Below are 26,042 nucleotides of genomic sequence, written 5' to 3'. Positions count from 1 at the left end.
GTGACTATGAGCAGCATTGAGCGCGCGGTTGAATCGAACGGTGTTGGCACCATCACGCTGAATCGCCCCGAGCAGCGAAATGCGTTTGACGACTCGATGATTGCGGAGCTGATGGCTGCATTTGCCGATTTTGGGGCCGACACGGCAGTGCGCGTCGTGGTGCTCCGGGGCATGGGCAGCGTATTCTCTGCCGGGGCCGACCTCGACTGGATGCGGCGCATGGCGGCATATTCACGCGAAGAGAACCTTGCAGACGCGCTGCGGCTGCAGGCGCTCTTCGCGGCGATTGATGAGTGCCGCAAGGTAACGGTGGCGGAGGTTCAGGGAGCGGCCATGGGTGGCGCTATTGGGCTCATTTCAGCCTGCGATTATGCGGTTGCCGCCGAGGATTGCGTGTTTGCGTTCAGCGAAGTGCGTTTGGGGCTGGCGCCTGCAACCATCGCTCCGTTCATACTGCGCCGCACCGGCGGGCGAGCGCGCTCCTGGATGGTGACGGGACGCAAGTTTTCGGCAGAGGCGGCACTTCGGGCGGGACTGTTGGACGAAGTTGTGCCGCCAGACCGTCTGTACAACGTGGCTTATGAGTCGGCGGCAGAATTCGCGCGGGCGGCGCCAAGAGCCGTGGCGGCCACCAAGAAACTGCTGCGCGAGTTACCGGGCATCCAGAGCGGTGCTGTGGCGCAGCACACAGCAGAATGCATCGCGGAACTCCGCGTTTCGCCCGAGGGGCAGGAGGGGCTGACCGCCTTTCTGGAGAAGCGCGCGCCGCGATTTGACGGGCTCACCGGTTGAAGCTGCGGCGCGTGGCTGTGGCCAATCGCGGTGAGATAGCCCTCCGCATTATGCGGACGTGCCGTGAAGCTGGTATTGAGCCGCTGGCGCTCTACTCCGAGGCCGATGCCGGAGCGCCCTTCGTGCGCTATGCCACGGCCGCGATCTGCGTGGGCCCGGCGCCGGCAGCCGCGAGCTACCTGAACGTGGAGGCTATGACGGCCGGCGCCGCCGCTCTCCATGCCGACGCCGTTCATCCCGGTTACGGGTTTTTGAGCGAGAGCCCGTTGTTCGCGCGGGCCTGCGACGAAGCGGGAATGGCGTTTATCGGTCCCTCGCCGGAATGTATGGACCTACTGACGAACAAAAGTGCCGCGCGCCGTACGATGGCCGCGGCCGGCGTCCCGGTGGTACCGGGCTACGATGGCGAAGATCAATCCGATGCGGCCCTCCTGGACGCCGCGCGCCTCATCAGCTTTCCAGTCCTCATCAAGGCAGTTTCCGGCGGCGGCGGCCGAGGGCTGCGCATCGCTGGAAGTGCGGCAGTGTTTCTCGATCAACTGGCCGAAGCGCGACGCGAAGCGGTAGCGGCCAGGGGTGACAGCCGCGTTCTGCTGGAGCTGTATCTTGATCGACCGCGCCACATCGAGGTTCAGGTGTTTGGCGATACTCACGGCGGCGTACTGCACCTTGGCGAGCGCGAATGCTCGCTGCAGCGCCGCCACCAGAAGGTGATTGAAGAGAGCCCATCGCCGGCGCTAACCGCCAACCAGCGCGAAGAGGTCTGCCAGACTGCGGTTGCGGTGGCGAAAGCGTCCGCCTATTGTGGCGCCGGCACGGTGGAGTTTCTATTTGAGCCCGCCACCGGGCGTTTCTACTTTCTGGAAGTGAATGCACGGCTGCAGGTGGAGCATCCGGTTACCGAGATGGTGACCGGCCTGGACCTGGTGCGGATGCAGCTGGAGATAGCCGCCGGTAAACCAATGCGGTGGAAGCAGAGCGAAGTCCGATGGTGCGGCCACGCTATTGAGGCGCGAGTGTGTGCGGAGGATCCGGAGACGCACCTTCCTTCAGCCGGCGAGATTGCGGCGTGGGCGCCACCCGTCGGCCCGGGCGTGCGCTGCGATACCGGAGTGGAGCGAGGGAGCATTGTTCCTTCCTGGTACGACCCACTTTTGGCCAAGGTGATCTGTTCAGGCGAGACACGGGACCTCGCAGCAGCGCGACTGGAGCAGGCGCTGCTCCACTTTGACGTGCTTGGCATTGCCACCAGCATCCCCGATTTGCTTCGCATTCTAAGGCACCCCACATTTGTGCAGGGCGATCTGTATACGCGTCTGCTGGAAGAGGAGCTAGACACCGCCTCACACGACCAGGCGCCTCCGGACGAGGTTCTGCTGGCGCTGGCCGCTATCAGCGCTTCCGGAGCGGACGTTCGCGGGGCGCCCGCAACCAGCCCGAAGGCTCCGGATCCCTGGCGGGAAGGCGCGGGCTGGCGGAATTGATCGCCAGGAATGAGAAGCGATGAAGCACCGATTTCGCTCTGCCACAGTGACACTGGACCTGGCGATGGAGCGGACTCACGCCGGTTGGCGGCTGCAGACGGAGGATGGGCGTGCATGGGACCTGCGCGCGATCTCATTCGCCGACCGCCGCGTTCGGCTTTGCGTCATCGAGGAGGATGGCGCCGAGCGGTGGATTGAAATGCCGGCGCGACGCGCCGGTGGTTCTATTGAGCTTGAGTGGAACGGGATGGTCTGGCGATTCGCGCCGGCCGGATTGGGCGCCACAGAGCCCTCCGCGCCAAGCGGGGTGCTGACGGCGCCAATGGTTGGCGTCGTTGCGGAGGTCAAGGCAAACCTCGGCGATGTGCTTGCACGAGGACAGGCCGTTGCAATTATTGAAGCAATGAAGATCATCGCGCCGGTCAATGCGCCTTTTGCCGGAAAAGTAACCGCCATTCACGTCCAGGAGGGCGACCGCGTCGAGATGGGCGCCGTTCTCGCCGAGGTTGAGCCCGAAGGAGGCATAAGCTGATGTCGCTGCCCGCACCCAAGCTAGAGGGCCTGCCGCCATCGGTGCGCGTGGTAGAGGTCGGCCCGAGGGACGGCCTTCAGAACGAGCCGGTTACGCTCTCCACCATGCAGAAGATCGAGATTGTGGATCTGCTTTCCGCAACCGGTCTTCGCGAAATTGAGGTGAGCGCGTTTGTGCATCCGGATCGAGTGCCGCAGCTGGCCGATGCCGCGGCAGTATTTGCCGGCATTCAACGCGCGGAAGGCGTGCGTTACTCAGCGCTGGTGCCAAATGCGAGGGGATTGGCGCGCGCCGCGCAGGCTGGTGTGGCGGCGATTGCGTTTTTTACGGCCGCCAGCGAAACCTTCACCGCCAAAAACATCGGCATGACCATTCCCGAATCGCTACAGCTATACCGCGAGCTCATTCCACAGGCCGCCAGTTACGGGATGCATGTGCGGGTTTACATCTCCACGGCTTTTGTCTGCCCGTTCGAGGGGATAGTCGCGCCCGAAGTTGTGCTGGCAATGTCCGAGGAACTGTTGGGAATGGGCGCCGATGAGCTTTCGGTGGGCGATACTATAGGTCACGCCACACCCGCGCAGGTGGCTCGGCTCGCCCACGAGTTGGCGCGCGCTGCACCAGCGACGGCCATAGCCTGGCACTTTCACGACACCTCAGGTTTTGCGTTGGCGAATGTGCTGACCGCGCTGGAACTAGGCGCTACGGCTTTTGACGCTTCAGCCGGCGGCTACGGCGGTTGTCCCTTTGCGCCGGGAGCTTCCGGCAATTTAGCCACCGAGGACCTGGTTGGCCTGCTGGAAGCTATGGGTGTGAGCACTGGAGTTGACCTGGAGCGCCTGGCCGTGGCTGCCCACGCGATTGAGCGTGCCGTGGGCCGGGCAGCGCCAGGCCGATACCTTCGGCGACTGGATGCAGCCGCCATGACGGCGGCCGGCGACTGCGGAACGCCACTCACGGCGTAAGCGCTGCCGGCGGAGGATCCGCATAAGCTCAGGTTGCCGTTTGAGCGGCACGGTTTGGCAGCAGCACCGTAACGGTTGTTCCCCGGCCCAATACGCTGTCGAACTGTACGGAGCCGCCGTGAGCGGCGACGATACTCCGACAGATCGATATGCCGAGACCGGCGCCGCCATCGCTGCGCGCACGGGCGCTGTCCACACGGTAGAAGCGCTCTCCCAGGTGCGGAATATGCTCTTCGGCGATTCCGCAGCCTGTATCGATGACGCGTATCCGCACGCCACCGGCATCTTCCGCCGCGTCTACGGTAATGGAGCCGTTTGCAGGCGTGTAGCGAACCGCGTTCTCCAGCAAGTTGGCGAATACGCGGATCAAACCGTCTTCATCACCCCATACTGTCAGAGCCGGATCGGCGCACAGGATGCGGATCGGCGCGTGCTCAACAGCCGCAATGCGCTCCTGCGCTCGCTCCAGCACTTCGGACACCAGCAGCTCGGTTTGGCCAGCGGCTGCCTGGCTGGCATCACCGCGCGCTAAAGCCAACAAATCTCCGACGAGACGCGACATGGCGTCCGCAGCGCGGTCGATCTCTCGAAACCGGTTTCGCGTCGCTTCGGTATCGAGCTCGGAGCTCAGCGCGAGGCTGGTGTTACCCTTAATCACGGTGAGCGGCGTCTTCAGCTCATGCGAGGCATCTGCCGTGAACTGCCGCTGCTGGTTGAGCAGCGTCTCCTGCCGCTGGTACGCGGTATGCAGCCGGCTAAGCAGACTGTTGAAGGCGCCGGCCAGCTGGGCAAACTCGTCGTTACCGCTAGCCGGCAACTGCTCCTCCATATTCTGGATGGTGATGCGTTCGGCTGATCGCGTTAGCAGGCTGACCCGGGTCAGGACTCGCCGCGTAAGCAGCGCGCCCGCGATCCCAGCAAACAATAGACCGACCGGAATCAGAATAAGAAGCGCGCTGTTCAGGCTGTGCTCGGCCCGCAGCACCTCGGCCAGCGGATAGGCCGCTTCAACGACGGCGGTTACTTTGCCACGGATGCTCACGGGCCGCGAAATCACGCGTATCGTCTGGCCTGCTGATGTTACGGTAGAGAAGACTACAGCTCCACGCGCAGCCGCCGTAAACGCACGTCGATCCCACACCGGACGTGTGTCGCGCCGGAACAGTGGCGTGCCGTCCAGGTTGAACAGCCGGGGGCGAAGCGGGTTATCGGCAAGGAGGCGACCGGCGAAGCGCGGCGGCTGCGGTCCTGGCGGCGGGCCTCCGGCGTCGCGCGGCGGTGGACCCGGGTTCGGTGGCGGCTGGCCCGGCTGCGGCAAGCCGGCCGGCCCTGGAAATGGAGCGCCGGGCGCCGGCTGGCCGGGCTCTGGTGGGCGCCGGCCATCGAACGCGCGGAACCGGCGCGGCGGCGAGGCAAAGCCGCGCGTGCTGCGCTCCAGCGCGGTATCCACCGACCGCACCATGATGGAGGTGGCCGTCACGTGGACAAACACGCCAAGCGCTCCAACGAGCACGGCAAGCGCCAGCATATTCCATGCCACCAACTGCGTCCTTATGGATGAGCCACGCAGCCGCAGCCAGGAGGGCCGGTTTGAAAATGCGGCCACGTTCACGCTCCGCCGTCGGCATCTGGAAGCCGGAGTGTGTAGCCGAAACCCCGTACGGTGTGAATAAGCCGAACGGCGGCGCCACTGTCGATCTTCTTGCGGAGCATCATGATGTAGACGTCAACGGTATTCGAGAGCGACTCGTCGTCCATCCAGATTCGCTCCTGAATCGCTTCGCGGGTCAGCACCCGGCCCTCATTGGCCGCCAGGGCTTCCAGCAACTCGTACTCGCGGTGGCTCAGGCGAACCTCCACGCCAGCGCGCGTTACCGTATGGCGGCTGGTGTCAATCTCGAGATCGGCGACGCGGATGATGCGTGCGCGGTGCAGCTTGTCGCGTCGGAGCAGAGCCCGTACCCGCGCCAGCAGTTCCTGGAAGTCGAACGGCTTGGGCAGGTAGTCGTCTGCGCCGGTCTCGAGCCCGCGCACCCGGTCGTCTATCGCATCGCGCGCGGTCAGCATCAACACAGGCGTCGGGTCGCCAGTGTCCCGCATCGCATGGCACAACTGCAGACCGTCCATCCGCGGCAGCATCAGGTCCAGCACTACCAGGCTGAACCCGCCGGTTCGTGCGGCGGCCAGGCCGGCGAGACCATCGCGCGCAACTTCCACCAGGTAACCGGCGTGCTCAAGGCCATCGCGGAGCAGTGCGGCGATTCCAGGGTCATCTTCAACAATCAGCAGTTTGGCAGGCATCGATTTCTGGCTGTTTTCGCCTCTTGGCAAGCGGTTCCGGACTGTAATATACGCCCCAAGGATGAATCCGGGATGAAACTCGCGAGCCGTTAACCCGTTGATTCCGCATGCGCTTCGGCAGTCTGCGTTCCAGCAGGCTGTTAAAGATGCCACTTTCGGCCCGGCCTGATCGATTTCATGTTCTTTTCATGCGTGATGCGTAAGATAGAGCGTGTGAGATGTGGATGTGGACATTGACGCCGGCTCGGCTGGCATTACAGCCTTTGCCCCGTCGAAGGAGGAGAAGATGACGAAGATCTCAGTTCCCCGGATATGCAGCATTGCAGGCGCTGGATTGGCGCTGCTAACCACCGGGCTGACCTCCGCAACTGCGCAGGGGCAAGGCGGCCCGCCGCGAATGCGAGGGGGAATGATGTTTGGTATGATGGGCCAGCCATCGCTACTTCAGACGCCGATGCCGGTTCTGAAATCGGCGCTGAGGCTGACCGCGGATCAGGTTACCAAGATTCAAGACATCCAGACGCAGCAACGCCAGAAGATGCGGTCGATGTTCATGAACCGTGGCCAGAACAACGGACAGCCGCCGGATCCGCAGGCGATGAGAGCCCGATTCCAGCAGATGCAGGCCGACCGTGCCGCAGCCGACAAGCAGGCTGAAGCGGTACTTAACGATCGCCAGCGCGCCCGGCTCCCCGGCCTGCTATCCACCCTGAGCGCGTTCCGCGCAACGGGCATCCCAGCGCCACTGCTTGTGCAACTGCACCTGGATCCGTCGCAAGTCGAGAAGATTCGGGCGATCGGCAAGGCTGCCGACAAGCAGATGCATGCAGCTATGCAGGACGCCCAAAAGAACCAGGACTTCAGCACATTCCGGCAGACCATGCAGGAGAACCGTCAGAAGGCTCATGAGCTTGCCATGGGCGTTCTTAACGACAATCAGAAGGCCATGGTTCAGAACTTCAGGCCACCGCGCGGCGGTCGCTTCGGCGGCTTCGGCGGACCTGGTGGTCCTGGAGGCGGCCCACCGCCTCCGCCGCCCGGCGGTCCCGGCGGATTTGGTGGACCTCCGCCTCCCGGTGGCCCAGGCGGATTCGGCGGACCGCCGCCTCCTCCCGGTGATCAGGGCGGACCGCCGCCACCGCCACCGCTTCTGTAGAGTTCGTGATACCGTGGTGAGCGCGGCAACTGTTCGCAGCAAGCGGCGCTCACCACCGGACCAGGATGCCGCCGCCCCCGGCGCCTTACGAAGGCGGCGTGCGAACAAGAAGCCCCTCCGCACACGTGGAGGGGCTTCTTGCGCCGCTGGTTCGACGTTACCTTCAGCGCTTTTTCGGCGTTCGGGAACCGGAAGTTGCCGGAGGAGCGGCTGCAGTAACGCCGCCACGACCCGCCGGTGCAACCTCGCCGTCAGATGCCGGTCCGCCACTCTGAGGGGATGCGCTCGTTCGGGAGGCATTCAGCCAGCCAGCGATCAGCAAAACTCCCAGCAGCAGCACAACCTGAACCATGGCCATGTTGGAGTAGATATGGTGCAGCTGCTCGAAGCGCGGTATGTCGTTCTTCCGACGAGCGAAGTCGAGTGCTGGAAACAGGGAATAGCGGCAGAACTCCGCCACCATTAGCGCGGCAAGCGTGAGCAGTTGGCGAAAACCGTCGGCGATATAGAGGCTGCGCGTCTGCATCCACCTGCGGCGAAGAACAAACTGTGAAGCGGCCATCACCACGCCGGACACTTCGATGAGCCCGCCGAGGCTGCGAAGTGACTCACCGACGACGGAGCCGGCCTGAAGCGGTGTGAGGCCGGCCACGGAGAACGCCGCCGGGGCTACAACCGCGCCGATGATGGCGAGGCCGCCCAGCCAGACGATGAGCCCCAGGCTCTGCAGCGATTCGAACACAACGACCAGTGCGAAACGCCCGCGTAAGGCGGAGGCAGATGTTGTCATAACGACTTGGAGCGGCGCCGAGATAAGCGCGCAGCTTCATGCATTGGAGGGATCGCCTTTCTTCAGGCGCTTGTAAAAGCGGTAGGTTACCAGCTGCACGAACTGGCCCGGCCCCTGACGATCGCGCTCCCACGCGGCGCTCGGCGCCAGGTGGGGGCTCACCAGCGCCTCGCCTTGCAGATACCACGGGCGCTCCTTCACAACGCACTTCAATCCACGGCTGCCTGTATCGCCCCATGAGTCGACGCGGTGCTCGTATTCGTTCCGCACAAATCCCTGCTGCCAGAGTGTGCGGATACGGACGGCGCGCACCTCGCCAACCAGAACGTAACCGTGTGGCGTGAATCGGCTCTCATTGATGCGTCCGTGGTAGATGGGCACCTGCACGGTAAAGCCCTCCGGGCGGCGCGAGTAGTCGAAACTCACTTTACCGAGCAGGCGGGTGATCGAGCCGGGACGGAACTGAACCATAATGCCCGCGTACTCATGCTCCGTCCGCTTATGTTCGTAGAGCAGCCCTACATTGAATTCGCCGATCTGGCGAGCCAGGTAGAGATCCACGCCTGGCTGTCCGGCGCGACCGAGCGGTTCGTGGCGCACCGCGATGGCGCCAAGGCGGGATTCAAAGTTCCAGCCGTCGCCGAACTCATGGCGGTAGAAGCCGTATGCCTCCACCACATCGGCATGAGGCCGGCTGGTGAGCAGGTACGCGAGTCCGGTAAAGTGCAGGCCAAACCCGGAGTGAAGCGCCGCCTCACCCTCCAACACCACGTTGCGGTAGTCGGTCGGCGCGCCTCCATACAGATCGGAGATTCCCGGCACCTGGTCAAACTCCGATATCGCGTCGGGATATGGAAAGTGGAGGTAGCGGACCCGACCTAACTTGAGGCTGACACCGCCCTCCAATGTATTACTATTGTAGCGATTAAAGGCTTCGAGATATGCCTCGTCCGTATCCACCTGGAAGAGATGCTTCTCGCCCTCGCTGCGACGCATGCCGAGCCGTACGCGAATGCCTGGCGCCAGATCCATGGCGCCACCAAAGATCAGATTGCGAAGGTAGAAGCGCGTGGGCCACAGCTTCATGCCCGCCGACACATCGAAAACGCCGCGTCCGGCGCCGATGAAATCGGTATGCCAGCCGGAGCGGCCGGCCTCGCGCAGACCGGCCGGGTCCACCAGGTGCAGCTGCGTTGTTGATGCCGGCGGCGGGAGGGAGTTATCGTCAATCTGCTGCGCCGAGCAGACCTGCGACGTGCATAGAAGCACGCTACCAACGGCCCAAAGGAGGGGGGCGGAGGCTCTCATAGGTTGAAGCACACAACTTTCATCTCGGTCATCTCCTCCATGGCAAAGCGGACGCCTTCGCGACCCAGACCACTCTGTTTGCGCCCACCATACGGCATGAGGTCGGAACGGAACGACGGCGTGTCGTTGATCATAACGCTGCCAAACTTCAGTTCACGAATGGCCCGAAACGCCTCGTGGACATCAGCGGTATAGATTCCGGCGTTGAGACCATACGGCGTGGCGTTGGCAAGCGCAATTCCATCCTCGAGGCTGCGGCAGACCATGACCATCACCAACGGCGCAAACGCCTCATCGACGGCTGCCGGCGTCTCTCGCGACACTTCCGATAACACGGTCGGAAGAAATGCACCGTAACCGATCCGCGAACCGCCGACCAACATCCTGGCGCCCGCGGCCCTGGCGCTATCAACCAGCGCAGCCACGCGGTTACAGGCCGGCTGATCGATGAGCGTGCCCACATCGGTTGCGGGGTCCATTGGATCGCCGACGTTCAGCGCCGCAACAAGCGGCAAGAGAGATTGTACCAGCGCGGCCGCCGCAGCTTCATGCACAATCACCCGCTGGACGGAGATACACAGCTGGCCGGCCACGGCAAAGCCGCCACTGACGATGCCTTTGGCGGCGGCGGCAATGTTCGCCGAGGGCATTACCAGCGCCGGACTGTTGCCGCCCAACTCGAGGGCGACGCGCTTATAGCCCGCCTTAGCAGGAATCTGCATGCCGACCTCGTGGCTGCCGGTGAACGACACGAAACTGATGCCGGGATGCCGCACCAGCGCGGCGCCGGCTTCATCGCCCAGACCCGTAACCACCTGCACGGAGTCGACTGGAGCGCCGGCTTCCGCGAGAGCTCGATGCAGTTCGATGGCGTTGAACGGAGTCTGCTCGGCCGGCTTGATGATCACCGGGCAACCTGCGGCCAACGCCGGTGCGACCTTATGCGCGGCCAAAGCCAGCGGCACGTTCCACGGTACGATTGCAGCCACCACGCCTACGGGCTCACGGATCCACCATCCGACCCTGCCAACGCCATTTGGGAAGGCATCGAACGGCACGGTTTCACCGTGCAGCCGCTGCGCCTCGCCGGCCGCGAAATCAAAGATCCCGGCGGCGCGACCGACCTCGGCCGCCGCTTCACGGATGGTTTTGCCAGTCTCCCTCACAATGCCGGCGGCAAGGTCCGGCGCATTGGAACGCAGCGAGGCGGCGGTTCGCGACAGGATACCGGCGCGCTCGAACGCCGGCAATTGCGCAAGCGCGGGCAGCACTGCGGTGGCGCGCCCAATCGCTGCATCCACCTCCGTGGCGTCCATACGCGGCACTTCGCCGAGCGAGCTGCCGTCAAAGGGGTTTACAACGGGGATTACGCTCTGATTCATGGGCGAAGTGCGGCGGGCATGCCACTAACCGCCGGTGCGCAGTTTGGCCGGCCGCTGAGGGAATCCCTGCCTGCCGGCAGTTCAGGCGGAACGGCTGATGCTGATCACGTCGTGCATCAGGCGCAGACGGTCGATAATCCGCGCGAGGTGATCGGTATCCCGTACTTCGATCGACAGCGTCAATGTGGCTGTGCGGTTCCGATGGCTTTGCGTGTTTATCGCCGTGATGTTGGTCTTTAGCTCTGCAAAGATAAAACCAATATCGGCGATGATTCCGGTTCGATCGCCCATATCCACACGCAGCACCACCTGGAACACCTGGTTCTCGTGGCCGAGATACTCAACCGGCGTACAGCGCTCGGCTTCGTGCTGCAGGTACTGGCTGGCATTTGAGCACTCGCGGCGATGAAGCGCAAGGCCGCGGCCGCGGGTTACATAGCCGATAACGGCATCGCCTGGGATGGGCAGGCAGCAGCGTGAGCGACGAATCTCCACGTTGTCGGCGCTGTCGCCTCCAACCGTGATGCGCAGCCGGGCATCGTCGGAGCGCCTGCCACCGATCTGCAGGCGCGGCTGAAGATCGGCCTGTGGCTTGAGCCGGTTGAGGACGCTCTGCGGCGATATTGTACCGAAACCGATCGAGGCCAGAAGTTCGGTTTCGTTTGGCGTGTTGAAGAGCCGTGCAACGGCGCGCAGACTCTCGTCCTTGAGGAGCGCACGCGGCTCGTCGCCAAATGCCCGTGCATCGCGCTCCGTAAGGTTGGCCATCTCCTTTTGCAGCATCTCTCGACCACGCGCCACATTCTCGGCATGGTTCAGGCGCCGGAAGTAACTTCGGATTTTGACGCGTGCGTGCGACGTTTTTACAAACGCCATCCAGTCCCGGCTGGGAACGGCGTTCGAGCGCGTCATGATCTCCACGTTATCCATATTGCTGAGCTGGCTGGAGAGCGGTACAACCCGGCCATTGACGCGCGCGCCTACGCAATGCTGGCCAACCTCACTATGGATGCGGTACGCAAAGTCAATTGGCGTACTGCCTGCCGGCAGGTCGATCACGTCACCCTTCGGGCTGTAGACAAATATCTGCGCTGTGAAGAGGTCATCGGTAACGTTTCGCAGAAAGTCGCCGTGATCGCGGCTGTCATCCTGCCACTGTGCAAGCTGGTTGCGAAGCGCGGCAAGCCGGCGCTCGAACTTGTCGTTTACTTTGCCGCCCTCCTTGTACTGCCAGTGGGCGGCAATGCCAAACTCGGCAACCCGGTGCATCTCCCACGTGCGAATCTGTACCTCCAGCGGGGCTCCCTTAGGTCCAAGCACCTTGATGTGGAGCGATTGGTACATATTGCTTTTTGCGTTCGTGATGTAATCGCTGAACATGCCGGGAAGTGGACGCCAGATGTCGCTGACAATGCCAAGCGCCTGGTAACACTCCTGTCGCGTATTGACAATCACGCGCAACGCGGTAAGGTCGAAGAGCTGGTCAAACTCAAGACCCTGATTCTTCATCTTGTTGTAGATGCTGTAGAGATGCTTCGGGCGTCCGCGCACCTCGGCTTGCATTGCCTGCTCTTGCAGACTAGCCTGCAGGATGCTGATCGCCTGATTCACGTCGGCCTGGCGCTGCGCCCGATTCTCAGCGACGAGTTCGGCAACACGGGCGAACTCCTCCGGCTCAACGTACTTGAAAGCCAAATCTTCCAACTGCCACTTGAGCTGCCAGATGCCGAGTCGATGCGCCAACGGAGCGAATATCTGTAATGTTTCATTGGCCATCCGCAACTGGCGATGATGCGGAAGTGCATCCAAAGTGCGCATGTTGTGCAGGCGATCTGCAAGCTTGATCACGATCACCCGGAGATCGTTGGCGGTAGCAACCAGCATTTTGCGGATATTGAGGGCGTTGCGCTGCACCTCTTCCCGCCATCGTCTCCGTTCGCCCGCGGCCGCTACTACCGGTTCGTCCTCGTCACGGGCGGTGTCTTCGGGCTTTCCGGCATCCACACCCTTCATGGGCAAGTTGGTAAGACCTTCGACCAGGAAGCCGACTTCCGCGCCAAACTCCGAGGCGATCTGCTGCTTGGTTACCTGACAGTCCTCAACCACGTCGTGCAGCAGCCCTGCAGCAAGCGTTACCTCATCCATCTCCAGTTCGGCGAGGATTTGGGCAACATGCAGCGGGTGCATGATGAAGAGTTCGCCGCTCTTACGCGGAGAATCGCCGTGCTGGCTTCGTGCAAAAGCATAAGCCCGCCGCAGCAGGTCAATGTTGGCCGCAGGCCTGTACCGGAGGACATCGGCGATGACGCGCCCAAAAAGCTCATCCGGCTTGCAGGTATCCGGACGGTCGGCATCCATCGCAGCCCAATCCTCGGCAGAGATCGTCGTAGCCTCGCCTGTCATCGCCAGACTCCCCAAAGCCCAGGCCGGCCGCGACGCCGCGTCATGCCCGAATCGACGCGATGACTTTCCCGATTGAGGGCTTTTGTAGAAGTGGATATGGATTATACCTAGAAGTACGCTACCCATCCGGTGATCCGCCCCCGCCGCTGACCCGCGCCGCGCCGCGCGATGTGAGGTGTTACAACTAGAGAGAAGTATCGGCTCCTGATAATGTTGCGTTTCACGGCGTAACGAGTTTGCATTCGACGGCACAGCCGGTGGTACGCGCCGCGCGGCGAGCGGCGGCAGCGATCGCCTGGGCTGCAGGTACTACCGGGTAAGCCTCTTCGTTCCGGCCATGGAACCAGCGGACTGCACGACCGTTGAGCTTGCAGCCGATCCATAGGCGGGCCAGGCGGCCCGGGGGCGGACGGGCGAGGTGTTGTAGACGACGTACCCAGGAGGGAGCAGATCTTTCGGACAGATGCGGCCAGGAAACCAGATGCGCACCGGCCGGCGATGGTAGTCAAATGCCCCGGCTGCCCTGGACAGTACCAGCCAGCCGATCAGGCCGGTGGAGGTCGGCCGCCGCTGGCGGACCAGGGAACTCGCGGCCCGGCACGACGAAGTAGACTGCCAGGAGTGTCACTCCGCATACCTCGAAGTCGCGCACATACCACCCGTGTAAACTCTGCTGGAGGGCCGTCCGGATCCGCTCAATTCCGCGCATCATGGCCCACGTGCGCATAACCATTCACCTCTCAAGCCATGCCGATGGGATAGTGGTGTACAAGCCGCCCAGGTGCGGGCCGTCGTACCTGAGATTAAGGAGCTTCAGCCGAGTCTCGCGCCGCTACGGTCGCAGATTCCGGCCCAGACCGGGAGTGCGGATCGGATGCCTTTCCGGAGGTGGAGCGAGCGGCTTACCAGCCGTCAGCAGCGACTGTCGCTCACCAGGCATACATCAGCGGGCCAAGCCACACGGTTCAAAAGAGGCGCTGAGAATTGATCCTGCCGCCTGAATGCGGAGGGCGGATCGACTATCCGTGCCCGTGCGTACGACCTCCGCGGTGCCGGCGCAGCGATCCTGGGACCCGAAGGCGCAGCACGTATATCCTCGGGACGCCCGGTCCGCTGCGGCCCGTGAAATTCTCGGCAAACGACCCGTTTTTGCCCCCGCCAGGCGATTGGCTCGGTGGCACGAGTGCGGTGACGGCAAGCCGTCTGCAATCTGGGGACCAGACGCAGGTTTGGGGATTCAGCGGCAGCTCGATGGAGGCGACCCGGACACCGGTGCCGGCGTTAAACACCAGAATGTAATGTCGGTGAGCGTAGATGTCGTAATTCCAGCACGCGACCCATCGTCCATCGGGGGATGCCGCACCGTCAGCGCTCTCGCAAAACCGACCGTCGGGCACCTTCAGCGCAAGACGGCGCAGGCGCATTTCTGCCCCCACGAAAACCTGGGCCATGTGGACCGTCGGCGGCGACGAGTCCGGCTGGGGCGCGTCTACGTACAAGAGGCCACGGCCGAACGCCCGGACCTGCCAGTTCAGGTCCAGCCAGCGCGGCAGCCTATCGTCACCCACGAACCGGAATCCGCCAGCTGGGCCGACTCGAAAGAGATGTGCGTGAGGCATGTCGCCCGTATCGCCATCGATCGCCACCACCATCCCGGGGCCGCACCAATACCAATCATTCGCGTCACCGCCGGGAACCGCAGCTTGAAACTGCCGCCACGTCATCGTCGCCACGATCTGCCCGGACTGCTTTGTAACGGCGGTTTCCAGGGGCGTGTTGGCGGGTCCCCAGTTCAGGAGCAGCCGGGGCTGGCCCGCTCCGGGCTCAACATCCGTTACTGCGGCATCGCGGAACCGCCGGCTATCCGGCATCGCGGCTACTCGAACGACATGCCAGTTGGACAGGCTGTAACGAATCAGGATGTCGCTGCCGCCTCCGGTGGGCCGGTAGCCGTCGATCAGAAGCGCGCCATCGCTCAGGAACCCAACGGCACTCCCCGATGGGCCGGGCGCGATGACCTTCTCGACGACCAAATCGCCGTGGTCCGGCGCACCGTTGAGCGTCAACGCGCAAGGACGTTGTGTGGCGATCGTTAGAAGTAGTGCAACCATAGCTATACACTTCACTGAGGCGAGCATCCCGCGGCGCGGACCGTAATGCAACGGCAGCCAGCGAAATGGCGTGGACGCAAACGGCTTACTCCACATAGAGACCGGTATCCGTCGGGTAGAGGCCCCAGTGCCCGTGGCGCTTTTCGCGCCGGCCGAACGGCTGCATAACGGCTTTTGGCAACATTATGCACCCCTTGCTGCCGCGAGCACCGGGCTGCAGGGCAGGGCCGCTCGGCAAACCGGGATGAATAAAAAACGCGCCGCGGCTCCCGAGGTTAGGCACGCGTTAATGACCACCGAAAACCATCCGTTTGCGCTGCAAGCTCACTTAGCCGGACCGTGGCGCGCAAGCAGCCTCACCATAGCGGCTTGCTCGTTGGACGCAGCTTTCAGCAGCGCCTCGAGCGGCGCACGTTCGGCTGGTGTCACGGTTGCCCCGTGCTGCGCCAGGAATCGCGCGAGGCCTGCATCACCTGTATTGATCGCGATACCCAGTGGCGTAAACCCATCGTCGCTCTGATCGTAGGCGTCCTTCGAAACGTCATTGACGTTCGCTCCGTCAATAATCGCCAGGCACACCACACCGCCGGCGCCGGCCCGGATCGCTGCCCACATGCATCGGTTCAACGCGTCTACGGACACCCGACGGCCGTGAAGGAGTATCGCAACTATGACCGCCCAAGACCCGTCCCGTGCCCACTCCAAGCCCGTAGTTGAGTCCGCGCCACGGGCCAGCAGTACGCGCGCGACCCCTGGGTGATCGGCGAAAGCCGCATGTTCGATCGGGGTCTGGTCATCCAAAAGAAAACAGGTCCCGTTGACGTTGGCGCCCGCAGCAAGCCAGCGACGGGCGCTGCCGGCGTCTCCTGAATCAGCGGCAACGATCAGCTCTGCCGTCGCGTACTCCCGCCAACCCCAGACGGCGAATGCTGACGCTGCCAGCCCCAGACATAGCCGCATGGCGCGCGACCGAACGCGAAAGGCACGCCGAATCTGCGCGTTTCTGTCGCGATTCATCCGTCACCGCGCTTCGCTCTGTGCCGCTTCCAACCGGCGTATTCGGCGGCGCGCCTCGGCTGCAGGAATTCCGATGGCGCTTCTTTAGCAGCGCCCATACCTGGCGCGGCGCCATACTGACGGAGGGCGCGCTGCAGCGCCGTATGGCCGGATCGATCACGCGCTGCTGCCGACGCTCCCAGCGACAACAGCAGGCGCGCCGCGGCAATCTGGTTCTGGGCGCTCACGCCAAAGCTCTCGGAAACGGAGCCTGCCGTGCAGGCCATCAGTGCGGACTCGCCGCTGCGGGTCACGCTGCTGGCCGACGCACCATATTTGTGGAGCAGCTTGATGGACTCCGTATCGCCTATAAACGCGGCCGCGCAAATCGCCGGCTCGCCAGATTGGGCGGTGTCTGCTGGAAGGCCGCGGCCAAGCAGCGCTGATACGATGTCGTGGCGTCGGGCGGCCATGGCGCGCCAGAGGCAGAATCGAAGCGCACTCCGCTCTATCCGATATCGCGTGGCAAGGACCGCGGCCGCAACCGGCCATTTGCCGTATTGTGCCGCAGCTTCCAAGGCATCGCCGGCGCTTCCGCCGTGGGCGAGCAACAGCAGCGCAATCTGAGGCTGGCCGCGGCGGGCAGCTTCCGCTGGCCAATCCCTATCAAACGGCAGCCAGACAAGACCGAAGGACGAGCGGGCCGCCAGATCCGCCCGCACGTCGCCTGTCGCCCCTGTTGCAATTGCCAAATCAAGCGAGACGTCGCTGGCCGCACGACAGACTACGAGGGCAACAAATCCTGTGACCAGGCATACCGCGATACCGAGCGTCGTCACCTGCCATCTGGAGAGCACACTCGTAATCCTTGCCCTGAGAGTCACTGGGATGTAAGGCAGACGGAAGCGGCGCCGACAGGCTCAGCGATGGTTTTCGCGGCGGTCAACAGATCATACCGCCGCCGCGAGGGCGGATGGTTATCGGCAGCAGGTTCACCCACCACGGGCGCGGCACGGGCGGCGGGGTCAGCTTTGCCCCGCGCCACATTCGCGCAGCCCAATCACCGCAATTGCCTCCTCCCGGCAGGTAGATGAACGAATACGGCGGCGGGTTCCTCATCTGGCCCACGCACTCGCCGTAGAGCCGCATGCAGAACCCGGGGTCGTGGACTTCGGGCGTAACTGGCGTGTTACCTTTTTGTGGGCCGTCCGGGTTAGCTGGCGCGTCCGGATCCGGCGACTCGACTTGACCTTTGCCCCAAAGGAGCGGAAGCCACCTTCCATTCCCGGGCCAAAATCCGAAGGAGGGCGGCGTTGGTTCGGGCATCGATATACCAATAATCCTCGCAATCGGGTCGAACGCTTTGTGCCAGTCGCCGCCCAACGGGTTACCAGGCCACGGATCCTGCGGGCTAAACTGAATATCGAAATGGCTGGGTATGGTTCCCTTGCCAATCCGCCATATTCTGACCAATCCTTCCGGATCCGCCCCATTCCCCGCATCATTCCCCACATAACCATAAACATTCACCCCGCCGGCCATGCCGATGGGGTCACGGTTTACAAACCGGCCCTCTGCCGGATCGTAGTACCGGTAACCCAGCAGCTGCAGGCCGGTTTCGCTGTCGCTATAGTACCCATATTGCGAGCCTAAGCCGGCACAAGGACGCTGTTGGGCAGCCACCAGGTTGCCGTTTCCTTGTCGTACCACTGGCGCGGCCAGGCGTGATTTGCGAGTTGTTTTGATCGATGTGCCAGTTCACGGGGATTGAGCGGGACGAACCCGAAGTGTGCATCGAGCGACAGCGCTGCCGCCGCCGCCTGGCTTCGGCCGTCGAACCAAAGGGAGGCGCTGTACCGCACAAAGCTGGCGTCCGCGCTTATCGTGGTGCGAACCGGCTGGGCGTATAAGGTCCCATCCGTCAGCCATATCCCCTTGCGGTAGGCGGGCGTATCGTTCGCATCCGGCAGCCCGACCTCCGCCGGCGCAAGTTCATGGCCAGCTGAGACAGCCCACGTGACCTCCAAGCGCGGCGTTGCATCGGTCGGGTTGACGAACGAGAGGATGGCAAGCGGCTCTGGGCTCGCTCCAAACGCCACCACCGCCTCCAGAATGACGGACGGAGGCCCGACACCCTCCCTGGATACTGGCGTAATGGCATCACCGTCGTATCGAAAGCCACATGCGCGATATCTCCGCCGCCAGGAATTGTAATAGTCATTGCTCTCCGTGCAGTGTACGGTGAATGCAAAGTGGCGGGTGGTTTCGGGGTCGTAACTGAAGTGGGGAAAGCACAGCTCAAAGCGATGTCGCACGCTATTAGGCGGCCTTGTACGCGGCGGGCGCGAAACCGGCCGGAACTCCACGAACATGTTCGCGCACGGTGGCAGCGGCGACAGTACCTCGCAACCCAGCTCGACGATCCGCTCCGGCCCGTCGCCCGGTCGCGATCAAAGTCTGCACACAGTCTATCGTGAACAAGCCTCCGGTACCGCTGTCACCTGTCATAGAACCGATACCTCTTTTCGCGGTTAGCGGGCATGCCTTCAGTAACGAAATCGCGCGTTCAGGAGCGCGCCCCGGCGCCCTGACCGGTTCGACAATACCGCGTCGCAGCTTGGGTCAAACGAAACCGTGCCCATCAAGGACCAGGCGGCCAGCCGCCCGCAGCCAATTGCGCCGCGCGATGCCCGGCGGCATCGGCTGCCATGGGAACAAAGCCAAGGCAGTGTTTGCACGCGCTCACGACCGCCGCTGCCGCTTCCGAACCGGGGCACCGTTGGGCGGCTGTGTAGCGGACCGCTTCCTGGTTCGCCCAGGCGGTGACTCGGTACGGCCGGAAGAATGCGCTGCTCGTGTGCCAGCCCAGACGCCACCGCCCGTCCGGGGTCTTTGAAAGGCGGTTCATTGCGGCACGGCAGTTCAAGTCGTACTGGCGCCTGAAATACCACTTCTCGCCTATTTGCGGCATCTCCGGATGTTCCATGGGCGATCGGAGAATCGCGAAGGTGATGTCGCCCTCGTCAATACGAACGGCGAGCTCGAAAGCCACCGCAGGCGGGCCGCAAGCTGTGCGGAGCGCGGACGACTCCGGCGCGGCCCCAGTCGCGAATCCACAGCCCTCTTGTAGAGTTCGGCACGCGGCGTCAAATTCTGCCTGGCTAGCCGGCCTAAGCGTTGTACTGACGCAGTACGCGCCGCTGCCGACGCAGAACTCGACCGATGGGAAGGCAAACTCGATGGAATCGAGCGAACGCGCGCGGCTCGCCGCTTTCCCGCGGGTGGCAACCGTTTGAAATGCAATGTAGATACCAGGGAACGGCGCGATCGGGAGACACACAGTGCGGCTTAGTGCCCGCGCTCCCCCGTACGACGCCGCCTCCGCTTCCGTGGCGCAGACATTGACCACACATGTAACCTTGATGCTCATACGTTTACGATTTCACCAAGCTCCCAGGTCCCTGTCAGCCGCGGTCTTCCGCACCCGCTCGCGGCGAGATAGCGTACTTACTTCGCTTAGCTATATCGACTAGCTGTCGCTTGGTGGACCGGGTCACGGTTGCGGCACCGGGGATCGCCCAGGCAGCCCGGGCGGTTGCCACGGGTACGGGTATTCCACCTCCGGGCCCGTGGGACCTGAGGGCAGGAGGAACCTAGCAACTGCTGCGCATATGTCAAGGATAGGTCCGGGACTGAGGATGCCGATCAAAGGGATACCGATGACCTCCGGAGTCTCGTCACGCAGCGGTGGATCCCACGGCATGTACGTAGGCGACTTCGGCGCCGGCTTACGCACAGCGTCGCCGGCCTTAACCGGCAATGGCTCATTACGAGGCGGTTTACAGTTGCGCATGTATTGGGCGATCAACTTCGCGAGCTTCTGCTGTACCTGAAGAAACGCTTTCTGGTGTCCTTTCCACGATATGATATTGCCTGGTCTATTTGGGCTGCCAGGGTAAAGGCCGTGCTCATCATGTAGCATATCCCGGAATCTGTCGTTCACGAGTTCCGCAGTCTGCATTCTCTCCTCGAGCAGCTTTGCACAATCGACGCGGGCCAGGCCCGCCAAGTCCGCCCGATTCCCCGCGTCATTCCCCACGTACCCATACACATTCACCCCTCCGGCCATGCCGATGGGATCACCCGGTTTATCAGGCCAGGATCTCACCATCGTACACTGGCGGGGCAGCGCCGGGCGCGAGCCACTCGAGCAGCCCGGAGGCGTCGCAGCACTCCGCATAGATTGCAACCAACGAATCGGTAAGATATGCGGCCTCCTCTGCGATGAGCTCCGAAACGTGCCGCTCCTCGGGTAACACAGCCGTCGATGGCTTGCGAGTCACCCAGAAGGTTCCGAACGGAAAGCACGTCGACTCGGCGATTTGGGACAACTGTTGATCTGTCAGGCCGTTGTGCCCCACCGGGTACCACCAGCCATCGTAGACCCAGTATGGGTGGCCGGTCCAAACGGGCACCAAGCGACTTGCTCGACTCTGCTCGCTGCCCAGCGGGCCGCTCGGCGGACCGTCGACGCATGCGAGTACCACGTTCGATCGCTGAGAACGTAAGTGTGCCCGCATGAGTCGGAGCGTGAGTTCGCCCTTGTCTCGCGGGAAGATCCGCGCAGCCGCATCCAGCCGTTCCAGGGTGCGAGCAACGGATTGCGCCGGCGTCAATTCACTGACTGCGGCGAAAGGCAAGGCTGGCAGCGCATCGACGGATAGATAGATCGCAACCCCTCCCGCCGTCGCCCTAGCGCGTTCCAGGGCATCTTGAAATAGCCCGCAGCCGCCCCCGTTTTCGGCTGCAACGTCGTCCAGCCAGTCGAGCGCAAACGATCCCAACGTACGTCTGTAGACCGGCCTACGTTCCTGGCTGTAGTCACTCGCCACTAGCCACTACTCCAAGCAAGCTCTCACGCATTTCCTGCCGCGAGGTCGATTCTCTGGATCCCTTGCGCTTTTGCCCCATCACGGGCGAGTCTTATTCATCCGGCCGCCAGCTGCCTTCGTGCCACACCCATCCCCCGTCCGGAAGTATCCAGCCTTTCCACCAATTGCCATCGATACGGAAGCAGGCGTCCCAGTGGGGCTCCTCTGCGTGAAACCCGCCGTCACCATCGGGAAACAAGGTCAGCCTGTCGCCGTTGTTCGGGTTTTCGATTATCCACCTGCGCGGCGCCTTCCCATCCTTGTCCGGCTGGCCGCGGTGCATGCCAGGAAACGGCGGTGTGTCAGGGTCGTTCGGGTCGGGCACTGTACCGTCTGGCAGACGCGGTATGAACGGCGGTCGCCACCCTTCCCGGCGTTTCGGGGGATCAGGAAAAAGGTTCGGGAAAAGTTCGTGAAGCGGGTCGTAGCCCGGCAGGTCCGCCCAGCGAGGACGCGGATCGTAATCCAGCCCGCCACCGCCATCCTCTGCTCCCGGGCCGTCCCCGCCCAGGTCCTCATCGGGCTCAAGATCCTCGGCCTGCGTTCCCCGGCCGTCCGCCAAGACCGGCGCATCATTCCCCACATAACCATAAACATTCACCCCGCCGGCCATGCCGATGGGGTCACGGTTTACAAACCGGCCCTGCGCCGGGTCGTAGTACCGGTAGCCGAGCAGCTGCAGGCCGGTTTCTGTGTCGCTATAGTACCCATATTGCGCTCCGAAGCCGGAGTACGGATCGGTGGCCGTACCGGAGATGGAGCGGCTGCCGAAGGCGTCGAAAGCGAAGGAGGCAAGGAGGGTGTCGATGGAGTTGACCTCTTCGGCCGGATTGCCCTGCGGATCGAAGGCGTAGAAGATACTTGACGTACCTGCGCGGCGTGAGAGCAGACCGGTGGGGCCGAAGGTGTTTACCGCGCTGACCGCACCGGTACTGTCGATTTCGCAGATCGGCGTTATGCCGTCGTAGAGAAAGTACGTGGTTCCGGAGGAGTTGGTCTTCCACGCTCGCAGGCCATCAATGGTATAGCCAGCCGTGAGCGCCGTGCCGTACGCGGTCATCCGGCTTTCGGGAGCAATCACCCGGTCCCACGGACTACTTCTGAACCGTGACGGTAATCAACGGCGAGCAGTACCAGACGCGCATCACAAAGTTAATGCTTACGGTGGCAAGCACGGATATCGGCAGGTTTTGCACGGGCATGGCATTGGCGCCCGCACGCAGCGTTATGGTCCCGGTGGTCTCGTTCGGGTTGATCAGCAGCTTGCTGGCGCCAGGGTCCACGACCACGCCGGGCGGCAGCGGATCGGCGTAGACGGCGCCGGAGTGTGAGATGCCGAGCCGGAGCGATACCGGCTTAATGAAGCCCTGCGCGCGAACAATAGTCACGTTGATGCGAGCGGTACCGCCCGGCTTCAGCGATATTGCCGATGGTTCGGCCGAGACGGTCACATCGCCGGCATCGGTTACGGAGACGCCCTCCGTGTCCACCGGCATCTCTCCAAGTCCGCCGCCTGGCATGTAGATCTCCTCCAGCGGCGTCGCAGTGCGTGTAACCACGCGCTGCGTGGGAGCGCCAAGGCTCGCGGCGCCGGTAATCGTCACCAGCGAAGTAGCTGGTTTGGATGAAGCGGTTGCCGAGAGCAGTAGTTCGCCTTCATCCACGCCAGGCGGGATCGTAAGCGGGTTAACCGTCACGCCGGCGGGAAGCCCTGTAACATTGATGGTCACCGGTCCGGCAAAGCCGTATTTGCGCGCGATCTTGACGAACCAGGCGGTGCGATTGCCGGGGGCGATCATGGCCCGCCCCGGCTGCGCGGTGAGCGAGAAGTCCGGCGTGAGCGCGGCCGCAGTCAGGTTGTAGAAGTATGCCGGGCCGGAGTGCCCACTGATATCCCGTACCTGTACGGTGTACTCGCCGTCTGCCGGCGCTGTCCAATCGATGCGCGGATCCTTGCCGAAGGTGTCGTCATTCTCTGCCAGCACCGCGCCCTTGACGTTTCGGATCTTCATCTCCGGATCCATCGGCGAATCGAGTCGGTGCGAGGTAACCTCGAAGCCAAGCGCTTCACCTTTGACAGCGTGAAAGCGCCATGAATCGATCTCGTCGTTCTCGGTGAGTACCGCGTTTACAGCTCCGGGCACCGCAAACTGGCGTGGCGCCGGCTCCGCGGCATTGAATCCGGCGGTTACCACGCTACCGGCTGGTTCGGGAGCGGGCATCACAGCCACCTGAGGCGCGCGCGACACCAGCAGTGGGATCACGTTGGTTACCGCTCCACCAACCTGGAGCGCCACGTGCGTCACCCCGGGGGGCGCGTCGTTTGGAATCGTCACCGTGGCCGTGGCCGGCTGTTGCCCGAGGTTGTAGCCCCATACATGGATCTGCGTCGCAGCGCCCGGTGGCGCCGCGCACGGATCCATGGCGGTAACGTACGGCCCATCCGAGACAGTGAGCCGGTACGGCCAGTGTGGGTTGCCGCCGAAACTTACATCGCGCAGCCACAACGTATAGTCGCCTGCCGCCGCGCAGTGCCACGCCAGCAGCGAGTCGGCGCCATAGTAGTCGTCGTTTTCGGCGATCTCATCGCCGGCAGCGTTATGCAGCTGCAGCAGCGGATCGGCGTGCACGTTCAGGTCGTGAATCTTGTCTTCCAGTTCGGCGCACTCAACATGGAACACCAGCTCCTGCCCGGCTTCCGCATGAAAAACAAAGTGATGTGTGCTTTCGGCAGGCGACAGCACGCCGTCTACAGCGCAGGGAACGGGAATACGCTGCGGATGCGCCGCATCCTGGTTTGTGGGAAGGCTCAGGACATCCGGAAGATCGCCGATAATGAGAACGCCTACGGTTGAGATGCCGTTGTGCGGCGTGCCGATCCGAAACTCGTGCATACCCGGCCATGCCGACTTCGCAGCCGTCACGCGCATCTGGATGGAACTGACAACCGGGAGTTGATCGGGATGCGCCGCAGGCGGCTTCGGCCATCCCCCGGCCGGCGGCACAATCGTGGCCGTAACGCCTGGGTCGTTGAACAAAACGGTGTATGCTCCCCACAGGTTCACACCACCTCCGCCCTCAGAACCGCCGGCATCCACGGTTACGAGCTGTGTGGCGCCGCGGGCGACTCCAACCGGATTGGCGCTCCATATCATCGGGAATGCCGTTTGAGCGGCCGCGGGAGGGGTGGCGGCCCAAGCCGTGGCAAGGACAGCGCTGAATGCAAGCACGCAGTATCGACTCAGGTTCATGGTTGTGGAAGCGGTGGCGCGGTGGGAACCGGCGCACCGGAAAACGCGGTGTGGATCGCGGACGGGCTGCAGAGCGATGCCTCCGGTATTACAGTTGTGGCGCCAACGGTGAGATGCACATCCCGGCGCCAGCCGGCTGAAGCGTCGTACCATCCCTGCGGTGTCGCGGCGAGCCACTGCGCCACACCCGTGGCCGGCGCCGGCCAACAGGCCAGTGAGAGCGCCACTGCGCGCCGCTTAAGATTAATGAGCGTTACCACACCATCCTCCCCGCCGGCGGCTGCCCAGGCGCCGTTTGGACTTACCGCTGCTGCATAGAGCCAGTTCAAACCGGAGGCGAGGTTCGCCAGTCCGTTGCGCGAGTTTCCGTTCCACAAGCGCACTGCGCCATCCTGCGAACAACTGACGAGCAGATCGCCTTTGCTGCTGAAGCTGAGGTCGGTAACGGAAGCCGACATGCCATAGCGGCGATCATTCGAGGCTGGGCTGGTCACCTGCCACCAGTGCAGGTCGGCGCGACTGCCGCTGACCAGGCTGGTTCCGTTTGGGTCGATGGCCAGAGCGTGGATCGCATCCTGCGATCCGGCATAGCTCATTGCCAGCGTTCCTGCCGGCATCCGGTACCGGCGGACGGTGCGATCCCAGCCGGCGGTGTAGAACCACTTGCCGTGCGGTGAGAATGCAACCCGTGTAACGGCATCCGATGCGTCGTTCAACACCTTGATCAGCCGGCCGGATGGCCAGGCCCATAATCGTGCTGTCTTGTCGTGACTTCCGGCGCCAATCGTCGCGCCATCGGGGCTGAATGCAACGCTGGTGCAGATATCGGTGTCACCAGCCAGCGTTGGACCGAGCTGACGCCATGAGGTGGTGTCGAACACGGTTACCTGCCCCGACCTCGCGGTTGTGCCGCCGGCAACGGCCAGAGCCGTGCCGGCGCTGTTCCAGGCCAAGGACTCCACCTGGCCGGGCATCATGGTGATTGGCGTTGCGACGCTTCCGGTATCCAGATTCCATACTTCCACGGCCCGCCAGACCCCGACTGCCAGCAGCTTACCGGAAGGGTTGATTGCCAGCGCGGTTACCGGCGAAAGCGGTCCGACTTTGAGGCTCAGCGAAACCGCTGCGCGACGAGGTGGTGTCCCAGGCTGCACAGGGCCTGCAAGTTGTGTCGGCACCGAGACAATCGCAACGTCAGCCGGCGACGGCATGGCGGCAGGCACGGTCGCCGGCACGGTTCCGCTGGCGGTGACCGATCCCTCCGGCGCTCCTGCATCAATCCAGCGGCGAAACAGCGCAATTCGCGCCTTGCTCAGCGGGGGTCCGCCGCGGGGCATAAGCAGCGACGGAGAGATGGCCGTGAGGCGTTTGATGATCACGCTGGCGCCACTTGCGCCGGGCTTGAGAATCGGTTCGCCATGTACGCCGTTGCGCACCGCGGCGTACGAATCGAGCGCCAGTCCACCGGAGATAGCGGCGCTGCCGACGTTGGTCGCGCTATGGCATACGATGCACCGCGAGCGCAGGATCGGAAGGATGTCGTGTGCGTACGTCGGCGGCGCCACTGCGCGGGCCGGCGCGGCTGCGGCGAACAGCGCCGCCACAGCCGCACCGCGAAGGGCCCCAGCTTTCATACGCGG

General features: G+C 63.4%; 21 protein-coding genes. 5 read left to right on the top strand and 16 right to left on the bottom strand.

Features of this window, described 5'->3' with window-relative positions; all coding sequences use genetic code 11:
* The first annotated feature begins 6 nt into the window (after window positions 1–6).
* The 4 genes from KGJ62_03280 to KGJ62_03265 are packed head-to-tail and all read left to right on the top strand — an operon-like array spanning window position 7 to window position 3,773.
* Entirely contained in the window at window positions 7–792 is a 786-nt protein-coding gene (locus KGJ62_03280) for an enoyl-CoA hydratase/isomerase family protein (protein ID MDE2125588.1), read from the top strand.
* The gene (locus KGJ62_03275; protein ID MDE2125587.1) at window positions 789–2,276 is read left to right on the top strand and encodes a hypothetical protein; all 1,488 of its coding nucleotides are present in this window, start codon (window positions 789–791) and stop codon (window positions 2,274–2,276) included. Before KGJ62_03280 ends, KGJ62_03275 begins: the two co-directional genes overlap by 4 nt.
* Window positions 2,277–2,295: 19 nt before the next feature.
* On the top strand, window positions 2,296–2,808 hold the full coding sequence (locus KGJ62_03270; protein MDE2125586.1) for a biotin/lipoyl-binding protein: 513 nt from the start codon (window positions 2,296–2,298) through the stop codon (window positions 2,806–2,808).
* Window positions 2,808–3,773, top strand: a complete 966-nt coding sequence (locus KGJ62_03265; protein ID MDE2125585.1) for a hydroxymethylglutaryl-CoA lyase — start codon at window positions 2,808–2,810, stop codon at window positions 3,771–3,773. Before KGJ62_03270 ends, KGJ62_03265 begins: the two co-directional genes overlap by 1 nt.
* Before the next feature lie 28 nt (window positions 3,774–3,801).
* On the opposite strand, the gene KGJ62_03260 is transcribed toward KGJ62_03265, so the two are convergent.
* Both KGJ62_03260 and KGJ62_03255 read right to left on the bottom strand, forming a co-directional pair.
* Window positions 3,802–5,379, bottom strand: a complete 1,578-nt coding sequence (locus KGJ62_03260; protein ID MDE2125584.1) for a HAMP domain-containing protein — start codon at window positions 5,377–5,379, stop codon at window positions 3,802–3,804.
* A 2-nt stretch (window positions 5,380–5,381) separates the two neighbouring features.
* The gene (locus tag KGJ62_03255; protein MDE2125583.1) at window positions 5,382–6,074 is read right to left on the bottom strand and encodes a response regulator transcription factor; all 693 of its coding nucleotides are present in this window, start codon (window positions 6,072–6,074) and stop codon (window positions 5,382–5,384) included.
* A gap of 286 nt (window positions 6,075–6,360) precedes the next feature.
* On the opposite strand from KGJ62_03255, the gene KGJ62_03250 reads away from it, so the two are divergent.
* Window positions 6,361–7,230 carry a hypothetical protein gene (locus tag KGJ62_03250; protein ID MDE2125582.1) on the top strand — a complete coding sequence of 290 codons (870 nt, stop codon included), beginning with the start codon at window positions 6,361–6,363 and terminating at the stop codon, window positions 7,228–7,230.
* A gap of 163 nt (window positions 7,231–7,393) precedes the next feature.
* On the opposite strand, the gene KGJ62_03245 is transcribed toward KGJ62_03250, so the two are convergent.
* The 14 genes from KGJ62_03245 to KGJ62_03180 all read right to left on the bottom strand — a co-directional run bounded on the left by KGJ62_03245 (window position 7,394) and on the right by KGJ62_03180 (window position 26,036).
* A complete protein-coding gene (locus tag KGJ62_03245; protein ID MDE2125581.1) occupies window positions 7,394–8,020 on the bottom strand; it encodes a hypothetical protein in 627 nt (208 codons plus the stop codon).
* Window positions 8,021–8,056: 36 nt separating this feature from the next.
* A complete protein-coding gene (locus tag KGJ62_03240) occupies window positions 8,057–9,328 on the bottom strand; it encodes a hypothetical protein (protein ID MDE2125580.1) in 1,272 nt (423 codons plus the stop codon).
* Window positions 9,325–10,710, bottom strand: coding sequence for an aldehyde dehydrogenase family protein (locus KGJ62_03235; protein ID MDE2125579.1), 1,386 nt, complete (start codon window positions 10,708–10,710; stop codon window positions 9,325–9,327). The genes KGJ62_03240 and KGJ62_03235 overlap by 4 nt, the downstream gene beginning before the upstream one ends.
* An 81-nt stretch (window positions 10,711–10,791) precedes the next feature.
* Window positions 10,792–13,068 carry a bifunctional (p)ppGpp synthetase/guanosine-3',5'-bis(diphosphate) 3'-pyrophosphohydrolase gene (locus KGJ62_03230; GenBank protein ID MDE2125578.1) on the bottom strand — a complete coding sequence of 759 codons (2,277 nt, stop codon included), beginning with the start codon at window positions 13,066–13,068 and terminating at the stop codon, window positions 10,792–10,794.
* Between the two features lie 1,064 nt (window positions 13,069–14,132).
* On the bottom strand, window positions 14,133–15,239 hold the full coding sequence (locus KGJ62_03225) for a hypothetical protein (GenBank protein MDE2125577.1): 1,107 nt from the start codon (window positions 15,237–15,239) through the stop codon (window positions 14,133–14,135).
* A gap of 309 nt (window positions 15,240–15,548) precedes the next feature.
* Window positions 15,549–16,241 (bottom strand): hypothetical protein, encoded by a 693-nt coding sequence (locus KGJ62_03220; GenBank protein MDE2125576.1) that lies wholly within the window; start codon window positions 16,239–16,241, stop codon window positions 15,549–15,551.
* Window positions 16,238–17,077, bottom strand: a complete 840-nt coding sequence (locus tag KGJ62_03215) for an ankyrin repeat domain-containing protein (protein ID MDE2125575.1) — start codon at window positions 17,075–17,077, stop codon at window positions 16,238–16,240. The genes KGJ62_03220 and KGJ62_03215 overlap by 4 nt, the downstream gene beginning before the upstream one ends.
* An 85-nt stretch (window positions 17,078–17,162) precedes the next feature.
* A complete protein-coding gene (locus KGJ62_03210) occupies window positions 17,163–17,903 on the bottom strand; it encodes an RHS repeat-associated core domain-containing protein (protein ID MDE2125574.1) in 741 nt (246 codons plus the stop codon).
* Window positions 17,870–18,535 (bottom strand): hypothetical protein, encoded by a 666-nt coding sequence (locus KGJ62_03205; protein MDE2125573.1) that lies wholly within the window; start codon window positions 18,533–18,535, stop codon window positions 17,870–17,872. Before KGJ62_03205 ends, KGJ62_03210 begins: the two co-directional genes overlap by 34 nt.
* A gap of 326 nt (window positions 18,536–18,861) precedes the next feature.
* The gene (locus KGJ62_03200) at window positions 18,862–19,650 is read right to left on the bottom strand and encodes a hypothetical protein (GenBank protein ID MDE2125572.1); all 789 of its coding nucleotides are present in this window, start codon (window positions 19,648–19,650) and stop codon (window positions 18,862–18,864) included.
* Window positions 19,651–20,371: 721 nt separating this feature from the next.
* Window positions 20,372–21,112: a hypothetical protein gene (locus KGJ62_03195; protein MDE2125571.1), complete on the bottom strand. Its 741-nt coding sequence runs from the start codon at window positions 21,110–21,112 to the stop codon at window positions 20,372–20,374.
* A gap of 91 nt (window positions 21,113–21,203) precedes the next feature.
* Window positions 21,204–22,211 (bottom strand): RHS repeat-associated core domain-containing protein, encoded by a 1,008-nt coding sequence (locus KGJ62_03190; GenBank protein MDE2125570.1) that lies wholly within the window; start codon window positions 22,209–22,211, stop codon window positions 21,204–21,206.
* A gap of 34 nt (window positions 22,212–22,245) precedes the next feature.
* Window positions 22,246–24,402: a hypothetical protein gene (locus KGJ62_03185; protein ID MDE2125569.1), complete on the bottom strand. Its 2,157-nt coding sequence runs from the start codon at window positions 24,400–24,402 to the stop codon at window positions 22,246–22,248.
* On the bottom strand, window positions 24,399–26,036 hold the full coding sequence (locus KGJ62_03180; protein MDE2125568.1) for a hypothetical protein: 1,638 nt from the start codon (window positions 26,034–26,036) through the stop codon (window positions 24,399–24,401). The genes KGJ62_03185 and KGJ62_03180 overlap by 4 nt, the downstream gene beginning before the upstream one ends.
* Between the last annotated feature and the right edge of the window lie 6 nt (window positions 26,037–26,042).

It is taken from the genome of Armatimonadota bacterium, from assembly GCA_028871815.1.
Taxonomy (GTDB): Bacteria; Armatimonadota; Chthonomonadetes; order Chthonomonadales; family Chthonomonadaceae; genus REEB205.
This window is presented reverse-complemented; position numbering and strand designations above follow the sequence as displayed.